Below are 17359 nucleotides of genomic sequence, written 5' to 3'. Positions count from 1 at the left end.
GGTTTAGGTTTAGGGGGAAACGTCGGTACGAGTTTTTGTTACAGGCTGCTTATCTTGAATAGCAGGTTTAGGAGCGATAGGCGGTTTTACTGTAGCTGTAGATACTGTTAGAGTGGTAGTTCTAGGTTTAGCTTTAGGTGGTATAATAGTACGAGGCTTGGGTTCAGGTGGTTTAGGTGTAAGAACAGGTTTAGGGTCGATAGGCGGTTTTACATTAAAACCATATTCCATGGCTACTTCCAAAGCTTTTTTTCTATTTTCGAGCTTAAGATCTAATATGCTAAATTTCTTATTTTCAAGAAAAATTTTTACTATATCTTTTTCATTCCCTTCTATAGCTAAATCTAATGATGTTTTCCCTTCATGATCTTTTTTACTTACATCAACATTAGGGTGTGATAGTAACTCTTTAACTGATTCATTATTCTTGCTTAATACAGCTCGAATTAGTGTTGTATCTCCATAGCCATTAGAAATATTAACGTCATCAGTATTTTTTATAAATTGTTTAAAAATTTCACTATTTTCTATAGCATAATGCAATAAAGGTATATTATTTATACGATAACTTAAATCTACAAACCCTTTATTTTTTAGTAGATTCAATAATTCGCTAATTACCTCTTCGTTTTCATTTATTATTTCTTTTTGAACTGCATGGATTAATCTTCCTCCTATATAATCTTGGATTTGCTTATTATTTAGCTTAATTTCTGTATTTTTTATAATATTTTCTATATTTTTAGGTAATTTTTTAGAAAATAATTCTTTATTAAAGTCAATATCATCTTTTACTATTTCTTCTAATGTAATTTGAGGGTTTTTTTAAGAAAGAATACTAAGCCTTTAATGCTATCATCTTTTAAAAAACGAGTAGTTTTATATTTAATGATATTATCATCATTTTCGACTTTAGAAAAAGTCATAGTCTCAAAATTTTCCGGAAAATCAACTATAAATTGTTCTTCAGGCGTTAATTCTTTTGCATCAAAATACCGCTTAAGAGATTTTTGAAGAGAAAAATCGGCTAGCTCATTCCAACTACTGTAATCCGATTCAACATGAGTAGTTAAGCTAGAACCATTACCTAAGGATATTGCATCTTTATTAGCAGTACTACCGTGACAAGCCCACAAATGTACATTTAAAGGTTTATCGCTAATTTTTCTTAAATCAGCAAAGACATCCTGTGTTTTTGTGAGTGTTTGATCTTTGAGCCATATAGAATGTTGTTTTTTATTTTTTTGGTTTTGTATACCGTGAGCACAAATATCAATTCTAGTATTATCTAGCACAAAATTTTTTGCTTTTAGCTCTGTTTTTATATCAGCTATTGAAATATCTTTTACTCCATCTCCAATTATTAAACAGTCGTTTCTGTTATATAATTTCTTGATTTCGCTTGAAAGTTTTTCATCAATGCCAAGAATTAAAAGAGCTTTTAATGGTTTTTCGCTCATAGTATAAACCTATATAAATAACCGAGGATAGCAAATTACAAAAATAATTCGCTATTTGCGTTAGTATAAGATAAGCTTAACTAAATCCGTATGTCAATATTTTTGGTATATTTAATTATATGAAGAGCAAAAAAATTTTTCTTATCCTGAAAATTAGAGGCTGTACTTCTAATTTTCAGGGTAAATTATTTAAGATGTAATAATTTACATTATTTCGCAGCCGCCTTTTTTAGCACTTTTGCCGGCAAGTTTTGTTTGTTGAGCTTCATAATCATTATTCAGTTGATCAGAATTGTGATACACTGAATGATGTGTTGGTCCGGTACCATTAGGTGAGCTGACCATATTGTTCATAGGTTTAGATTTTATTTCGGTTGATAAAGTTGTTGTTTTAGCTTTAATGCTTTGTAATGCTGCTAATGTATCCATATCACTTTGTTTACTCATATTTTCTCCTATATTTTATTTATTAAATTTTATCTTATTCGTGCGTTAGTTAGTTTTTTTTGTTGAACTTGATTACTTTGCTCAACTTGGGGATTCTTTGGAGTAACTAGAGGGTTATTTAAAGAATCTTTTATTCTATCGGCTTCACGTTGAGTATTAATTTTACTACATATATTTTTACGTACATCTTGATCTTCAGTGCTTAAATTTTTATTATTGACTATTGAATCCTGTTGGTTATTGAGTAAAGAATGTTTCTGTTTAAATTCTTGATGTTTGTTAGGATCTAGAGTATTTTTTGATTTCTCTATAGCATCTCCAAGCTGATTTATTTTTTCTTGATTTTCTTGGTGAAATACCTTAACACTTTCTATTTCTTCTTGAACGTGTTTCTGAACTTTTTTAGCTTCTTTTACTACAGTGTTTTTAACTGCTAGATCTTCTTTCTTTACTTTTAAATTCTCTTCTAATTCCTTAATTTGTTCAGGTAATAAATTTTTATCTTTTAATTTCTCAGTTAAATCATTAATCTCTTTTTCTATAATCTCTTTTTCTTCATTAGCTTTTTTAACTATTATATTTACTTGTTCTTGTTCCTCTGTAAGTTCTGCAAATTTTTGTCTACGCTCGTCTATTTCTTCTTTAGTTAAAATATTTTTATTAATCGCCTGTTCATCGATTATCTCTTCTCCACTTTCATTTATTCTAACCATTGTTGCTATAGGAGGAGATAATTTTTTATACTCTTCTGATTTTCTCTTAAATCTATCACGGATAGCACCAAGTTCTTGAATTTGCCTTGCACCTTCCATTTTATATTTTATTATTGCTTCTTCCCGTTCTCTTTGTTTTTCTAGCTGTTCTAGCTCTTTTTGAGTAATTTCAGAATTAAGCTGGCTTTCTGCTAGTTCTTGTTTTTTTAATGCTATAGCCTCTACTTTTTCTGCTATACCATTAATAAAAGAACTATCGGCTTTAATATTTCGAGCTGCACTTGCTAATCTACTTAATTCTGCAGGATTATTAGTAGCGGTAATTTGAGCAAGAATAGCTTTGATATCATTAAGGGCTTGAGGGTCAATTGTTTTTTCTTCTTGTGTAGACTCTTTATTTGTAACTTTACTCACAATAACCTTTTATATATGTTTCCATAATCCACGAAATGTTAACAAAAGTTAATAATTAAGTCAAGAAAATTTTAATAAAAATTAATTTTGTATTTCTAGCCATTGATTTAATAACTCATCTAGTTTCTTTTTATCATTAATTAATTGGCTAGTAATGCGGTTATATTTTTGAGAATTATCTAAATATAGATTAACGTCTTCGAGTTCTTTTTCTAGGTTATTGATTGATATTTCTAGCTTTTCAATATCATTCGGTAATGTTTCGAGCAAACGCTGATATTTATAAGATAATTTTTTATTTGTGGGGTCTTTTTGAGAAATTAAGGGGAGAGGCTTTGAAGCTTTTTTGACTATAGGAGTCGTAGTAAAATATTGTTTATAATCTTCATAACCTCCTGTTAAATCATGAATTTTACCTTGAGCAAAGACTAAAGTTCTAGTAACTAACCTATCGAGGAAGTCACGATCATGGCTAACTACGATTAAAGTACCTGAATAATCTGCAAGTATATCTAGTAAAATTTCTAGACTATCCATATCGAGATCATTGGTCGGCTCATCTAAAATTAAAAGATTCCCTGGGTTAATTAGCATTTTTGCCAGTAATAATCTATTAGCTTCACCGCCTGATAGAATAGCAGTTTTTGCATTAAGTAGTTTAGGATCAAACATGAATTGTTTTAAATAACCGGCAACATGCATGGTTTTATTGTTCGGCAAAAATACTTGATCACCGCCTGTAGGACATAAAGTTTGTTGTAATGTATGGCTAAGGTTTAATTTTTCTCTATGTTGATCAAAATATGAAATATCTAAATTACCGCCATATATAATTTTACCCAAGTCAGGTGTAAGTTGTTTTGTCAGTAATTTAATAAAGGTAGATTTGCCTGAGCCGTTTGCACCGATTATGCCAATTTTTTCGCCTTTTTTTACACGAAAAGTAAAATTATCGATAATATTAGTATTGTTATAACTAAATGTAATACTATTTGCTTCGATAATAAATTTGCTTTTAGCTATATTCTCGGCAAGTTCCGCCCTAACTCTCTGTTTTGAATTAGCTAGTTTCTCAGTATGTTCACGTGCTATTGCTCTTAAGGATTTTAACTCTGCAAGTCTTTTTTGATTCCGCTTACGTCTAGCGGTAACGCCGGCATTTAACCACTCATTTTCTTGAGATAGTTTTTTATTTAATTTCCGTAACGCAGCTTCTTCTTGCTCTATTATAATTGTTTGCCATTCATCAAAAAATTTAAATCCTTTATCGGACTTATGCAAAATTCCTCGATCAAGCCACCAAATTTTATTAGTAACATTTGAGAGAAATGTCCTATCATGACTAACACAAATAATAGCACCGTTATAGGATTTAACAAATTCTTCTAACCATTCTATTGTTTCAATATCTAGATGGTTGGTTGGTTCATCAAGTAATAATATTTCCGGCTCTAATATTAAAGTTTTAGCAAGGCTTGCTCTTCTAAGTTGACCTCCTGAATAGGTGGATAAGTTATCCGCTCCGCTGATTTGTAATTTTTCTAGGATTATATCGATTTGATATTTATCTATTTCTTTTGTACTATCTGTCTGCTGTAAGACAAAATCATAAACAGTTAGATTAGTCTTTATTGAAATATCTTGTCTTAAATAGCCGGTTGTAATTGCGGGATCTTGAAATAGTTCACCGTTATCTAGCTCATAATCACCTGATATTACTTTCATTAAGCTTGATTTTCCGCAGCCGTTACGACCTATAAGACAAACCTTATCGCCTTTGTATAAATAAAGCTCTAAATCAGATAAAATTACTTTATCCGCAAAACTTAGATTACCGTCTTTAATGTAATAAATTGGGGTCATAATGGTGTCATACCGTGGCTTGACCACGGTATCCAGAAAACAATTTAGAATATATATTTTTTAGCATTTTTAAGCTGGATACCGTGGTCAAGCTGGCATTGCTGCATGGCTCGCAAAACCCACTCGATGTCATTCCCGCGTAGGCGGGAATCCAGAAAAAAAAATATAAATACAGCAAATTTTTGAAATTAAAAGTTCGCTTTACCCTGGATTCTCGCCCACGCGGGAATGACATAAACAGCCATGCAACAAAGCCGGTCAAGCCACGGTATGACAATGATTTAAACTAAACCTTTCTAATCACTAAACTAGCATTAGTGCCGCCGAATCCGAACGAGTTGGAAAGCACATAATCTATTTTAGTTTCTCTAGCTTTTAATTTTACTAAATCTATCTTAACCTCATCCATAGGATTGTCTAAGTTTAAGGTTGGCGGTGCAATCTGATCTCTAATTGCAAGAGCTGAAAAGATAAACTCAACGCTTCCTGCTGCACCAAGCAAATGTCCTATTGATGATTTAGTAGAAGACATCAAAATTTGGGGATTCGCTTCTAAAAATAATTTTTGAACAGCGTTTAATTCAATTGCATCGCCAAGATTAGTAGAAGTACCGTGTGCATTAATATAATTAATCATATCTGGAGTGACAGCTGCATCTAGCATTGCGTCTCTCATTGCTCTATAAGCCCCTCTACCTTCAGGATGTGGAGCAGTCATATGATAAGCATCACCTGTCGAGCCGTATCCTATAACTTCACCGTAAATTTTAGCCCCTCGATTTATGGCATGCTCATATTCTTCTAAGACTACAACACCTGCTCCTTCACCCATAACAAAGCCACTGCGGTCTTTATCCCAAGGTCTTGATGCTTTTTCAGGATTATCGTTATATTTAGTGCAAAGAGCTCTAGCTGCCACGAAACCGGCAACTCCGACAGGTGTAACGGGAGCTTCTGCGCCGCCTGCGACCATAACGTCTGCATAGCCGTGCTTTATCATACGCATAGCATCACCTATAGCATGTGCTCCTGTAGAGCAAGCGGTTACTGCTGCTTGGTTCGGACCGCTAAAACCGTATTTTATGGATACGAGACCGGATAAAAGATTAATTAATGAGGCTGGAATAAAAAAAGGACTAACTTTGCCGTTATTTTCTTGATAAAGTTTGATAGAGGTATCTTCGATCATTTTAAGTCCGCCGATTCCTGAACCTAATATCAAGCCGGTTCTATCACGAGATTTTTCATCTTCGGGTAACCAGCCGCTATCTTCAACTGCTTCGGTTGCGGCTGCTACTCCGTAATGGATAAATTTATCCATTTTACTTAGTCTATTAACGTCATCTGCCTGTGTAAAATTTTCAAGTTTAAATCCATCTTTCTCAGAGTCATCTATAAGTCCGGCAATTTTACACGCAAGTTTAGAAGTGTCAAATGCCGTAATAGTTTTTATTCCGCTTACCCCGGTTACAATATTTTTCCAAGATGAGCTAACATTAAGCCCAACAGGAGTAATAAGTCCAAGTCCGGTAATAACTACTCTTTTATTTACTCGTTGATTCGACATTTCTAATTATCTATTAGGGATTTAATTTATGCAGATTAAGATTGGCGTTCTTTGATATATTTTATAACATCGGATACAGTTTTAATTTTAGTGGCTTCATCATCAGGTATATCAATACCGTATTCAACTTCTATTGCCATCATTAACTCTACGGTATCAAGGCTATCGGCTTTCAAATCTTCTATAAATCGCGAATCCGTAGTTATTATCGATTTATCTTTATTTAGCTTTTCAGCAACCATTTCAATAACTTTCTGTTCGATCTTGCCCGTTGTACTCATAATTTGAACTCCATAAATCATTTAATTTTATATGCCGTATAATAGCGGTTATTCAGCTATTAGGCTTTATTTATAACTGTATGAATATTTATTTAAAATATTCACAGCATTTTATCTTTAAAAGAACTTCTAGCACAAAAAATTATTTTATGCTAGCACAAAATTTTACACCATTAACATCCCCCCGTTTACATGGATAGTTTGGCCTGTAATATAAGATGCTTGATCGCTTGCTAAAAATGCGACCGCGTTTGCCACGTCTTCCGGCATACCGTAAGTGCCTAGCGGAATTTTCTGCACTATCATTTCTCTTTGTTTTTCGTTCAGTTTATCAGTCATATCAGACTTAATAAATCCCGGAGCTACTGCATTAACCGTAATTCCTCTAGTTGCAACTTCATAAGAGAGCGATTTGGTCATACCGATTAAACCTGCTTTAGAAGCACAATAATTAGCCTGCCCAGGGTTACCTGAAACTCCTACTATTGAAGATATATTAATAATGCGTCCATACCTGTTTTGCATCATTTTTTTTATTGCTTCACGATTTAAAATAAAATTTGCTTTTAAATTAATATCAATAACTTTGTCAAAATCTTCATCTTTCATTCTAATTGCTAATGTATCGCTAGTAATACCGGCATTACACACTAAAATATCTAGCTTTGATGCTTTAGATATTAAATTGCTGCATTCTTCCTTATTTGCAAGGTTGCATATTTCTATTGTATAATTATCTTTTAAAATATTTCCAAGGGCTTTTAATTTTTCCTCATTACTACCGCTAATAATTACATGACTTCCGAGTTTGTGCAGTAGCCTAGCTATAGCTCCGCCTATGCCTCCTGAAGCTCCTGTAATTAAGGAAGTTTTACCTGTTAAATCAATCATTTTCTTCCTCCGCTTGATCAAGATTTATAGTAATTTTTGACGATCTTTCACGTATTATTTTCTCAATTTCGTTGGAAATTTGAGGATGTTCTTTTAAATATTGTTTGACGTTTTCACGCCCTTGACCGATACGTACATTATTATAAGAAAACCATGAACCTGATTTCTCGACGATATCAAGCTTAACGCCAAGGTCAATTATTTCACCTTCTTTTGAAATACCTGAGCCGTACATTATATCAAAATCTGCGGTTTTAAACGGAGGTGATACTTTATTCTTAACTACTTTTACTTTAGTTTGACTACCTATTACTTCCTCTTTATCTTTAATCGCGCCAATTCTTCTTATGTCTATCCTAACAGAAGCATAGAACTTTAAAGCATTTCCGCCTGTCGTAGTTTCGGGATTACCGAACATGACACCTATTTTCATCCTAATTTGGTTGATAAACACAGTAATACAATTAGTACGATTAATTGATGCGGTAAGTTTACGTAAAGCTTGGCTCATTAATCTTGCTTGAGAAGCCATTTGGGCATCACCCATCTCGCCTTCAATCTCTGATTTTGGTACTAAAGCCGCAACACTATCTATTATTACCATGTCAATACCGCCGGAGCGAATTAAAGTATCGGCAATTTCTAGGGCTTGTTCACCTGTATCAGGCTGTGAAATGATAAGTTCATCAATATTTACGCCGAGTTTCTTTGCATAAGCAGGGTCAAGGGCATGCTCAGCATCAATAAAAGCACATGTGCCTCCTTTTTTCTGGGCTTCAGCAATTAAATGCAATGTTAGAGTAGTTTTACCTGAGCTTTCAGGACCAAAAATTTCGATTATTCTACCTTTAGGAACGCCGCCGATCCCAAGGGCTATATCAAGCCCAAGTGAACCTGTTGATACGGCTTCTATATCAACATTCGGACGCTGCCCTAGTTTCATTACCGAACCTTTACCGTAGCTTTTTTCGATTTGTGCGAGTGCTGCGGCAATGGCTCTTTCTTTATCTGTATTTGACATAAATTTCCATATTATAAACTTATCAATTAAAATATAAGCTTAAGAAAGAAAAATCAAATTTTATTTATTTTATTATGCTTGTAAGGTTAAATCTTGACTTCCATACTAGGTGGTGCTTAGATGTTAAGTTTACTTGTGTTATAGTTAATTGATTTGGATTCGCCTACTATGTCACTCGTCGCTCTCCTATTAATTATAGGTCTTGATTCTTGTATGCAAATCCAACTGAATTGACATAGGACTGTTAACAGTCCTATTTTCCTGAAAAAGATAGATTTAGTAAAACCCTTATTAAATAACTTATCACATATGGTATCACAATTCTCACAAACTGAATATATCGCTAAAGATAATTCATCATCTCCGTCTTATAAATTTAGATGGCATATTTTAATTATTTTAAGCGTTTGCTTACTTTTAGTATCGATGGATGCTACAATCTTGCATGCTGTTATGCCTACTATAATCCTTGATTTAAAACCATCTAATTTACAACAATTATGGATAATCAATGCATACGCATTAGTATTATCAGGTCTTCTAATCACCGCAGGTGCACTAGGAGATAGATTTGGTCGTAAAAGATTACTACTTTGGGGGCTTTTAGTTTTTTCCATCGCTTCAATGTTAGTTTATGTATTTGATGACTCATGGGGATTAGTATTATGTCGTGCTTTACTTGGGTTAGGAGGATCAATGATTATGCCTTCCACTTTATCCATATTGTGTAATATTTTTACTAATACACATGAACGTATGATCGCAATATCCGTGTGGGGAATAATGGCAACCGTAGGAGCAGCTATAGGACCCGTACTAGGAGGAGTATTGGTTGAGCTTTTAAGTTGGCAATTTGCATTTTTTATAAACACACCTATTGCATTAGTAATTATTGCTTTTGGCATAGTTTGGATTCCTGAATCATCTAATCCTAGTAATGAGCCATGGGATTGGATAGGAGTATTTCAATCATTTTTTGGTATGGCAGCTTTAGTTCAAGGCATTAAGATGTTGGCTAAATACGGTATTATGAATCTAGCATCCGGCGGAATGCTCTTAATTGGTATTGTATTACTAATAATATTTACCTTACGTCAACTTAAAAATGATGATCCATTAGTGGATATGCGTTTATTCTTAATTAGCAATTTTAGTATAGGAGTAATAGTTTATTTGCTGATTACTTGTGTCTTAGGATCCATAATGTATCTCATGTCCTTATGGTTACAGTTTATCAAAGGGTTAAGTCCTTTGCATGCAGGTCTTTATATGTTGCCTGCAGCAGTTTTTGCTTTAATTGCTTCTTTAGTTATGCCGTATTTACTCACACGATTTACCGCACGTGTAATAATATTTAGTGGGCTTATCTTTACTACTATATCATTGATTTTACCTAGTATATTAGACTATAGAGATTTACTATCGAATACTATATATCTTGGACTGCTTGGTATAGGAAGTAGTCTATGCCTCTCTACCACCGTAACAGTTATGATGAATGCAGTGCCGGCAGAGAGATCCGGAGGTGCAGCAGCACTACAAGAAACAGCATATGAATTAGGTAATGTATTAGGTATAGCTGTTATTGTGAGTATTACGTCTTTTATATATAGTAACAATATAGTAATCCCTCACGGTGTTTCTGTATCAATGGCAGAAATAGCTCGTGACTCAATTGGCAAAGGAATAATTATTGCTCAACAACTACCACCTTCATCTGCTCACGAATTAATTCAGGAGGTTAATATTGCTTTTATAAATGCCTTCAATATAGTAGGTATTATTCTAGGAATAATCATGCTAATATTGGCGGGTGTGGTTATGTATGTTCTCCCTCCTTTTAAAGCATCAACTCCTCTACATTAATGGTTTTATTACATGATGAAACAGGTATAGAAACCTTACAGTTTTGTACTATTTATCATAATGGTTACTGTAAATTATCTTAGTGCTTATTTTTATAGTAGGTAGTTAATAAAATGGGATGATGATATTTTTAAGTCTATAAATCATTACTAAATATTCTTTCTAGTTCAGTTAAACGTTGTTCTATTCTTTCTATATCGTTTTCTATTAGAGGTTTTGCTAGTAAAAGTACGCTCTCAGCTTGTAGATCTTCTATTTCTTTTTCAATAAAGTCTAATGTGATTTCAGATAAGGTTTTTTTATGTTGATTTGACATGTAATTACTCCCAATTGATTAAACTTAAATTGCTCAAGTTTCAACCACCGAAGTTTAACTTTGGTGGTCGGGGCGTTCAAAGAAACCGTAAACGACAGTTTATAATAGCTTTTAGATATAAAATTAAATTTTATATCTTGGACATATGCTATTATCACCCCAACCGTAATAAAGTTGAGGATGGTATCATTCAATGGTAGATACCAACCACGTTTACAAAAGGCTTTGAAACCCCGAAATAGCGCTTTGCTATTTCAGTTAAAGTTTATATCTAACTTCCTTTAAAAGTCAATTGATAACTTATTTTATTTAAACTAATGGTTTAATTATAATAAAAGATTTTTTATTTCTAATACAAGTTATTAAATTTATTTAAAATATTTTGTGGTTTTCAGTAGTCGATGTAGTAGGGTCATTGACTGATAGTCCTAATGCTGGTGCTTATTGACGTAAGCTTAAACAAAGATTAAATGAATAAAAAAGTAAGGTCATGACAAATTGTCACGGACTGAAATTAACTGCCACAGATGGAAAAAATATATAACAGACTGTGCAAATTTTGAAATACTTTAAGTTTTTTAACCGCCAATGAGCATAATTTTTGGTGGTCGGGGAGGTAGAAAAACTGTCCAAAGTCAGCTATAATGGGTTTTAAGCTTAAAGCAGAGCTCTAAGCTCTGGACATACCTAAAATATCCCCGACCTTAATAGAGTCGAGGATTACATCATTTTGCGGTTGATGCATACCGCTTTGGACTTAGGGGTTTCTACACCCCGGAATAACATTACTGCTATTCTTGCAAGAATTCTAACTTACTAGTTTAAAAAGTCAACTAGGCTTTACTATATTTTTAAGCATAAACTAAAATTCATTGCAATCTCATTATGACTTAGAGCTTGCAGAACGTAACGAGTGGCCATATATTAAAGATCGTATTCGTAATGAAATAGCTAGATAGCTAGAAGAGCAAGTTAATTATTTTTTAGCTTCCTCCGAAGCAGTATTATTAAATAGCTGCACTAGATGTATGTAAATATCCAGTGTTTCAATTTCATCTTTAGTAAATTTATAAGGGGATTTTATATAAATAAGGTTTTTAGCATCTTGCTTCTTTATTTGATCCGGTGGTAAATATACATATAATCTATGCTCTTCTTTATCCTGAGAATCCTTATTACTATGTAGTACCTCATACAATGCTGTTAAATCCTTTTTTGCTTCATCTAAAAATGATATAGCAACTTCTTCTAGCTTGTCTTTAAATAAACTACTGAGTTCCTGATCATTTGCTAGTTCTTCCTGCGAAATTATTCTTATATCATCTAATTTAAAATAAGATTTGATATTTTCTAAAAAAGAATCAGCATAATTCTCAGCTCTAGGACTTTTAAGATTTTTATTCAAATGATTATGAAGAAATTTTTTATCCAGATAAAATTGAATAATACTTAAATTTTCTTCTTTTAAGGTTTTTTTATATCTTGTCATTTTAGAAATAAAGATAACAATAAGAAAGATAAAAATACTTATTAACAGAGGATACAAGATATTTAACCGGTCAAACATCATTAATTTCATAGAATTTAGTTGATACTACATAATAGTAGTAACATTTATTTAAATTTCAACTTAAATATTTTTTATTTCAATTTTAATAAGATTTTTGTTGAAACCACTACTCTTAAAATAGATATAAAGTATAATAATTTATGTATTATGAATAATAAGCTTGCCCTAATAAATCAGATTTAAGAATTTCACAATTATCTTCATACGAACCTAAATAAGCTTGTAATTCATAAACATTTTTTTCTATTTTTTCATAATTATATTTATCTGAGTTTTGAAATTTTTCAACTAATTTACTTTTATTAACAACTTTTTTATAAGCATCAATCTTAGAATATCCATCTTTTTCCTCTTCTACTAAAAAATAATTGTAATATTCTAAACGATTTTCCGGAAGATTTAATATAAATTCTGCAAATTTTTCTAATTGAAGATTAGTAATTACTCTAAGGCTAGGTACTATTTGTTCTTTATATTCTAAAATTACATGTGTAGCTTTTTCAAATTCTTTTGGTAACTCATTTATTTTAAAAAGTTCATCTTTAATTTTTACAAAATGTTGATCGTTTAATTTATAAATTTTATTATCTTTAAATTCACATTTTGTTTGCAAATCAAATTTTTGTCCTTTTTCTAATTTCTCTAATCCTAATTTATTTGTTTTAACAACATTATTAGATAAAATAACTACCTTATAATTAGTTGATATTTCTTCCTTAATTTTCTGCTCTAATAATAACTTTTGATGTTTAATACGTGATAGCATAGAAAAATTTACTGATTTAAAATCAGTAATAAATGTTTCCGTATTATCAGATATTGTACTATTCTCAGGTTCTATTAATCTAATTATTTCCATATTGACTTGTATTTTATCTAATGCTTGTTTGACATTATCGAAAAATTTTTCTTCCTTTTTCTTTTTATCCTGCACCTCAGATAGTTCACCATTTAGCTCCTCTTTACTAAATAATTCCTTAAATGCAGCAAGCCATGGACCAAAAGCTGTACTTTCTAACTTTTCAAAATATTCTTTTAACTTCATAACTAATTTCCTTGTTTATATTTTCTTAGTTTAACTTTATATTACTAGTTGAAGGTAATCAAGTTATAAAGCTAAGAAAAATTAATACTTTTGTAAAAATCTTATGTAGCGTAACAATTGAAAAACAGTTTTGAAATGTTTAAAATAATTTGACTATTTTAGAAAATTTTAATAAAATCTATTAATAAACTCAATCGATAATACAAAATATGAAAACAGCTTTTATCTTCCCCGGTCAAGGGTCGCAATTGATCGGTATGGGAAAAGATTTTTACGATAATTTTAAACCCGCAAAAGAAACCTTTCAAATCATTGATGAAGTATTAAACCGAAAACTCACCGATATAATTTTTAATGGACCCTCTGAAAAACTTACCTTAACAACTAATGCACAACCGGCATTAATGGCAGTATCTATGGCAATAATAAATATTATCAAAGCTGAAACCGGTAAAAATTTGGATAGTCTTTGCGATTATGTTGCCGGTCACTCTTTAGGTGAATATAGTGCTTTATGTAGCACCGGAAGTATTAGCCTTACAGATACTGCAAAACTACTTCATGTACGTAGTACATCTATGCAAGAAGCATGCCCTGAAGGCGAGGGAGCTATGGCTGCTTGTATTAATATTCCGCTTCAAAAGCTTGAAGAACTATTAGAAGATATCAACAAAATAAATTTATGCCAAATAGCCAACGATAATATTGAAGGGCAAATAGTTATTAGCGGCAAGACCACAGCTATAGATTATGCTATTAGTATAATTAAAGATTTAGGTTATAAAGCGATAAAGCTGAAAGTCAGTGCTCCATTTCACTGTAGTTTAATGAAGCCGGCAGAAGATAAAATGCAAATAGCACTTGATAAAACAATAATTAACCAACCTCTAATACCAGTAATTCAGAATTATACCGCAAAATCTGTTATCGATCCTCTAGAAATCAAACAAAATTTAATTCTTCAGATATGCGGACGAGTTAGATGGCGTGAAACTTTAGAGCTATTTAACACCTTAGAAGTCACTAATATAATTGAAATAGGTGCTGGAAATGTGTTAACAAATATGCTCCGAAAAATTAATTATCCATACAAATTAAGTAATATAAGTAATTTAGAAGAACTACAGAATTTTTTAGATAACGTTAACAAATAACGCCTCTAATAACTTCTGATTTATAAAACTTTTAAATTAACTCAACAATATTATTATATGAAAATTAGTTTTAGTTTTTTTAAGCAATTGCTAGAATTGTTAACTAGCGATTGGCGGAGCTATTGAAATGAGGGAATAACAGAGCTAAAAAATTTAGCTTTAACAGATACTAATGATACATTTTTAAAAGAAGAATGTTACAACAAAATTGCTCTTATTAAGGGAGACGTTAAAAAAGGTGAATATCCGTGGTATGTTATTCCTTTTGATAAAATAAAGCATGCAAGTTTATTACTTACCAATATTCATATATTAGAGCTTGATTACCTAAATCAAAATACGGTAAAAGCAGTAAAAAATATGCTGCAAAATAATTTCAAAGATATATATAATCCGGCAATTTATATTATTGCTAACTATGAAGAACCTATAATTAAAAACTATACGATAATAGATAAAATAGCCAAAGGGAAAGTTATTACCCTTGAAGATTTAAATATTAAATATACAGATCACACGGATGAAGAGTTAAAATATATAGGTGATATAGTAAATGATATTAGAAAACTAGACAGCGAGTTAGTAGCAGATATATCAAATATCATCAAATTTATTTATCAATTTTATTTTGTAGATTCTGCTATTACTCAGTATACGATCATTTTTATGGCTGCATATTTTGAAGAACTACAAAATTTTCATCAAAATTTAGATCACCTCAATTTTATAGTGCCATTGGAGCATTATAATTTAGATTACCGGCCTAAAAATTATAATAATTTTGTCGATATTGAAGCAATAACTTGGAATAGATTTTTAGTAAAATATCAGAAATTATTTAATAATCTTAGCGAAGAACATTCAGAAATATTATCTAGTATCTGTAGTGATAATGATGGTTTTGTAAAATCTTTGGTTTCAGATTCTTGTCATCTTAGCTTAAACAAACGAAACGAAATTATAGTGTACCTAATAGATAAATATAAAGAGGATACTAAATCTATTTATCCCACAGCCGTAAAACTTTTTAATATTTGTGACGATAAAGACGGTTTTGTAAAATTATTACTTTCAGATTCGTATCATCTTAGCTTAGAAAAGCGGATCGAAATTGTAGAATACCTAATAGGTAAATATAAAAATGATACCAAATCTATTTGTTACATAACCGAACAACTTTTTAATATTTGTAACGATAATACGGGTATTAAAACTATAGAAACAAAGGTTAAACATTTTAACAAATATATTAAACATTCCCGTAGCTGGGATGGTTTACCTAGCTATTGGCATATTAACTTTAAAGGGCTGCCCGGTTGCGATACGGAAGCTTTGATTATTGGCGATTCTGTAAATCTGGAAAATGATTTTGATAATATTTAGTTAGAAAAATTATAAAATAATTCTAGAAATTTTGCTTATTAGCTGATATAAAGTAAAGCCATAACCGGAGAGATGGCCGAGTGGCCGAAGGCGGCGGTTTGCTAAACCGTTATACGGGTCATACCGTATCGAGGGTTCGAATCCCTCTCTCTCCGCCAACACATGTTCTATTTAAAATTCAAGTTATTTTACAAAAAACGTTAAAAAGAAATATTATAACAGGATTAGTATAAGGTATTTATAGTGATATGATACCTGTAATATTACTAAGGTTATTATGATAAATAAAGAAGATTTTGACTGTGCATTTAAAATACTGGAATTACAAACAAACGTATTAAGCCTAAAGTTGCAACAAATAAAACTAGGAAATTATCAGTATAATAAAGAATTAAAGGTTTTAGATTCTAAGCTTTGGATGCTTATGAAAAGCATAACAAAATATGACTTTATTTCTTGTATTAATTCAAGCGATTCACTTTTAGTTGGAGAAGGAAATTTAAGCTTCACTATTAGCTTAATGAAAAAATTACAACAGCTTCCTAGATGTATTACTTCTACATATGAAGATTATGATGATTTATCAGACGCAGCTAAATTGAATGTATCTTCGCTTAGAAAATTTGGAGTAAATGTATTGCATAATATAGATGCAACTAAATTACATAAAACTTTTAATCAGAATTCTTTTAATACAATCATTTTTCAATTCCCTCATTCTGGAAGTAGAGACCAAATAGAAAGCTTAAATCCAAATTATGTTCTTGTTCGTAATTTTATAACCTCTGCATCTTATATACTAAAGAACTTGGGAGTGATTTTAATTACTATAGTAGACAATGATTTTTATAATAGCGTATTCAGATTTGAGGAATTGTCGCAGGAGCTACGGATATCAAAGCCGATCAAATATAAATTTGATCCAAAAGATTACCCAGAATATATCCATACTATGACTCATCAAGATGAAAGTGCGATTGAGACTTACTCTAAATTTGCTACTTGGGAGTTTAAATTATGAATCAGCTTAGCATTTTTGATGAACAAGTAATTGTTCCAGGACTGGAATATATTACGGAATATATAACCATGGAACAAGAGCATGAATTAATAAAAGTAATAGATAGCTGTTCGTGGATTACTGAATTGAAACGGAGAGTTCAGCATTATGGTTATAAATATGATTATAAAAGCCGTATTATAGATCCATCATATTATTTAGGTCTCTTACCTAAGTGGTTACAGGTTATAGCTGATATGCTTTATAAACAAAATATTTTTAATGAAATCCCAGACCAAGTAATTATAAATGAATATATGCCAGGGCAAGGTATAGCATCACACGTAGATTGTATACCTTGTTTTTCA

General features: G+C 31.4%; 17 protein-coding genes, 1 tRNA gene and 1 pseudogene. 6 read left to right on the top strand and 13 right to left on the bottom strand.

Features of this window, described 5'->3' with window-relative positions:
* Positions 1–9: 9 nt before the first annotated feature.
* From AC1Z7D_RS00735 to AC1Z7D_RS00690, 10 genes and pseudogenes are all read right to left on the bottom strand, one after another.
* Positions 10–663 carry an ankyrin repeat domain-containing protein gene (locus AC1Z7D_RS00735; protein WP_482601295.1) on the bottom strand — a complete coding sequence of 218 codons (654 nt, stop codon included), beginning with the start codon at positions 661–663 and terminating at the stop codon, positions 10–12.
* 140 nt (positions 664–803) lie between these two features.
* The gene (locus AC1Z7D_RS00730) at positions 804–1460 is read right to left on the bottom strand and encodes a hypothetical protein (RefSeq protein ID WP_482601282.1); all 657 of its coding nucleotides are present in this window, start codon (positions 1458–1460) and stop codon (positions 804–806) included.
* 204 nt (positions 1461–1664) lie between these two features.
* Positions 1665–1907 (bottom strand): hypothetical protein, encoded by a 243-nt coding sequence (locus tag AC1Z7D_RS00725; protein ID WP_482601281.1) that lies wholly within the window; start codon positions 1905–1907, stop codon positions 1665–1667.
* Positions 1908–1936: 29 nt separating this feature from the next.
* Positions 1937–3034: a hypothetical protein gene (locus tag AC1Z7D_RS00720; protein WP_482601280.1), complete on the bottom strand. Its 1098-nt coding sequence runs from the start codon at positions 3032–3034 to the stop codon at positions 1937–1939.
* A gap of 81 nt (positions 3035–3115) precedes the next feature.
* Positions 3116–4897, bottom strand: a complete 1782-nt coding sequence (locus AC1Z7D_RS00715) for an ABC-F family ATP-binding cassette domain-containing protein (RefSeq protein ID WP_482601279.1) — start codon at positions 4895–4897, stop codon at positions 3116–3118.
* A gap of 286 nt (positions 4898–5183) precedes the next feature.
* A complete protein-coding gene (gene fabF, locus AC1Z7D_RS00710) occupies positions 5184–6464 on the bottom strand; it encodes a beta-ketoacyl-ACP synthase II (RefSeq protein WP_482601278.1) in 1281 nt (426 codons plus the stop codon).
* 35 nt (positions 6465–6499) lie between these two features.
* Positions 6500–6745 (bottom strand): acyl carrier protein, encoded by a 246-nt coding sequence (gene acpP, locus AC1Z7D_RS00705; protein ID WP_482601277.1) that lies wholly within the window; start codon positions 6743–6745, stop codon positions 6500–6502.
* 165 nt (positions 6746–6910) lie between these two features.
* On the bottom strand, positions 6911–7636 hold the full coding sequence (fabG, locus tag AC1Z7D_RS00700; RefSeq protein WP_482601276.1) for a 3-oxoacyl-ACP reductase FabG: 726 nt from the start codon (positions 7634–7636) through the stop codon (positions 6911–6913).
* Positions 7629–8657, bottom strand: coding sequence for a recombinase RecA (gene recA / locus AC1Z7D_RS00695; protein ID WP_482601275.1), 1029 nt, complete (start codon positions 8655–8657; stop codon positions 7629–7631). Before recA ends, fabG begins: the two co-directional genes overlap by 8 nt.
* Before the next feature lie 137 nt (positions 8658–8794).
* Positions 8795–8892 (bottom strand): annotated as a pseudogene (locus AC1Z7D_RS00690) (palindromic element RPE2 domain-containing protein); the annotation flags it as partial.
* Positions 8893–8966: 74 nt separating this feature from the next.
* On the opposite strand from AC1Z7D_RS00690, the gene AC1Z7D_RS00685 reads away from it, so the two are divergent.
* Positions 8967–10523 carry an MFS transporter gene (locus tag AC1Z7D_RS00685; protein ID WP_482601274.1) on the top strand — a complete coding sequence of 519 codons (1557 nt, stop codon included), beginning with the start codon at positions 8967–8969 and terminating at the stop codon, positions 10521–10523.
* A 136-nt stretch (positions 10524–10659) separates the two neighbouring features.
* Here AC1Z7D_RS00685 and AC1Z7D_RS00680 read toward each other — a convergent pair whose 3' ends face one another.
* The 3 genes from AC1Z7D_RS00680 to AC1Z7D_RS00670 all read right to left on the bottom strand — a co-directional run bounded on the left by AC1Z7D_RS00680 (position 10660) and on the right by AC1Z7D_RS00670 (position 13454).
* A complete protein-coding gene (locus AC1Z7D_RS00680; RefSeq protein ID WP_482601273.1) occupies positions 10660–10839 on the bottom strand; it encodes a hypothetical protein in 180 nt (59 codons plus the stop codon).
* Between the two features lie 976 nt (positions 10840–11815).
* Positions 11816–12328 (bottom strand): hypothetical protein, encoded by a 513-nt coding sequence (locus AC1Z7D_RS00675; RefSeq protein WP_482601272.1) that lies wholly within the window; start codon positions 12326–12328, stop codon positions 11816–11818.
* Positions 12329–12554: 226 nt separating this feature from the next.
* Entirely contained in the window at positions 12555–13454 is a 900-nt protein-coding gene (locus tag AC1Z7D_RS00670) for a hypothetical protein (RefSeq protein WP_482601271.1), read from the bottom strand.
* 209 nt (positions 13455–13663) lie between these two features.
* Between AC1Z7D_RS00670 and fabD the strand changes: the two genes are divergently transcribed.
* From fabD to AC1Z7D_RS00645, 5 genes are all read left to right on the top strand, one after another.
* Complete coding sequence (fabD, locus tag AC1Z7D_RS00665; RefSeq protein WP_482601270.1) at positions 13664–14608, top strand: ACP S-malonyltransferase; 945 nt, start codon at positions 13664–13666, stop codon at positions 14606–14608.
* Between the two features lie 360 nt (positions 14609–14968).
* The gene (locus tag AC1Z7D_RS00660; protein WP_482601269.1) at positions 14969–15991 is read left to right on the top strand and encodes a hypothetical protein; all 1023 of its coding nucleotides are present in this window, start codon (positions 14969–14971) and stop codon (positions 15989–15991) included.
* A 66-nt stretch (positions 15992–16057) separates the two neighbouring features.
* Positions 16058–16149 (top strand) — tRNA-Ser (locus tag AC1Z7D_RS00655).
* A 119-nt stretch (positions 16150–16268) separates the two neighbouring features.
* A complete protein-coding gene (locus AC1Z7D_RS00650) occupies positions 16269–17012 on the top strand; it encodes a class I SAM-dependent methyltransferase (protein WP_482601268.1) in 744 nt (247 codons plus the stop codon).
* A partial coding sequence (locus tag AC1Z7D_RS00645; protein WP_482601267.1) for a 2OG-Fe(II) oxygenase family protein occupies positions 17009–17359 on the top strand: 351 nt, incomplete at its 3' end. The genes AC1Z7D_RS00650 and AC1Z7D_RS00645, both read left to right, overlap by 4 nt.

The organism is Rickettsia sp., from assembly GCF_965035265.1.
The sequence above is the reverse complement of the archived record's forward strand: the minus strand, read 5'-3'. Positions and strand labels throughout refer to the sequence as shown.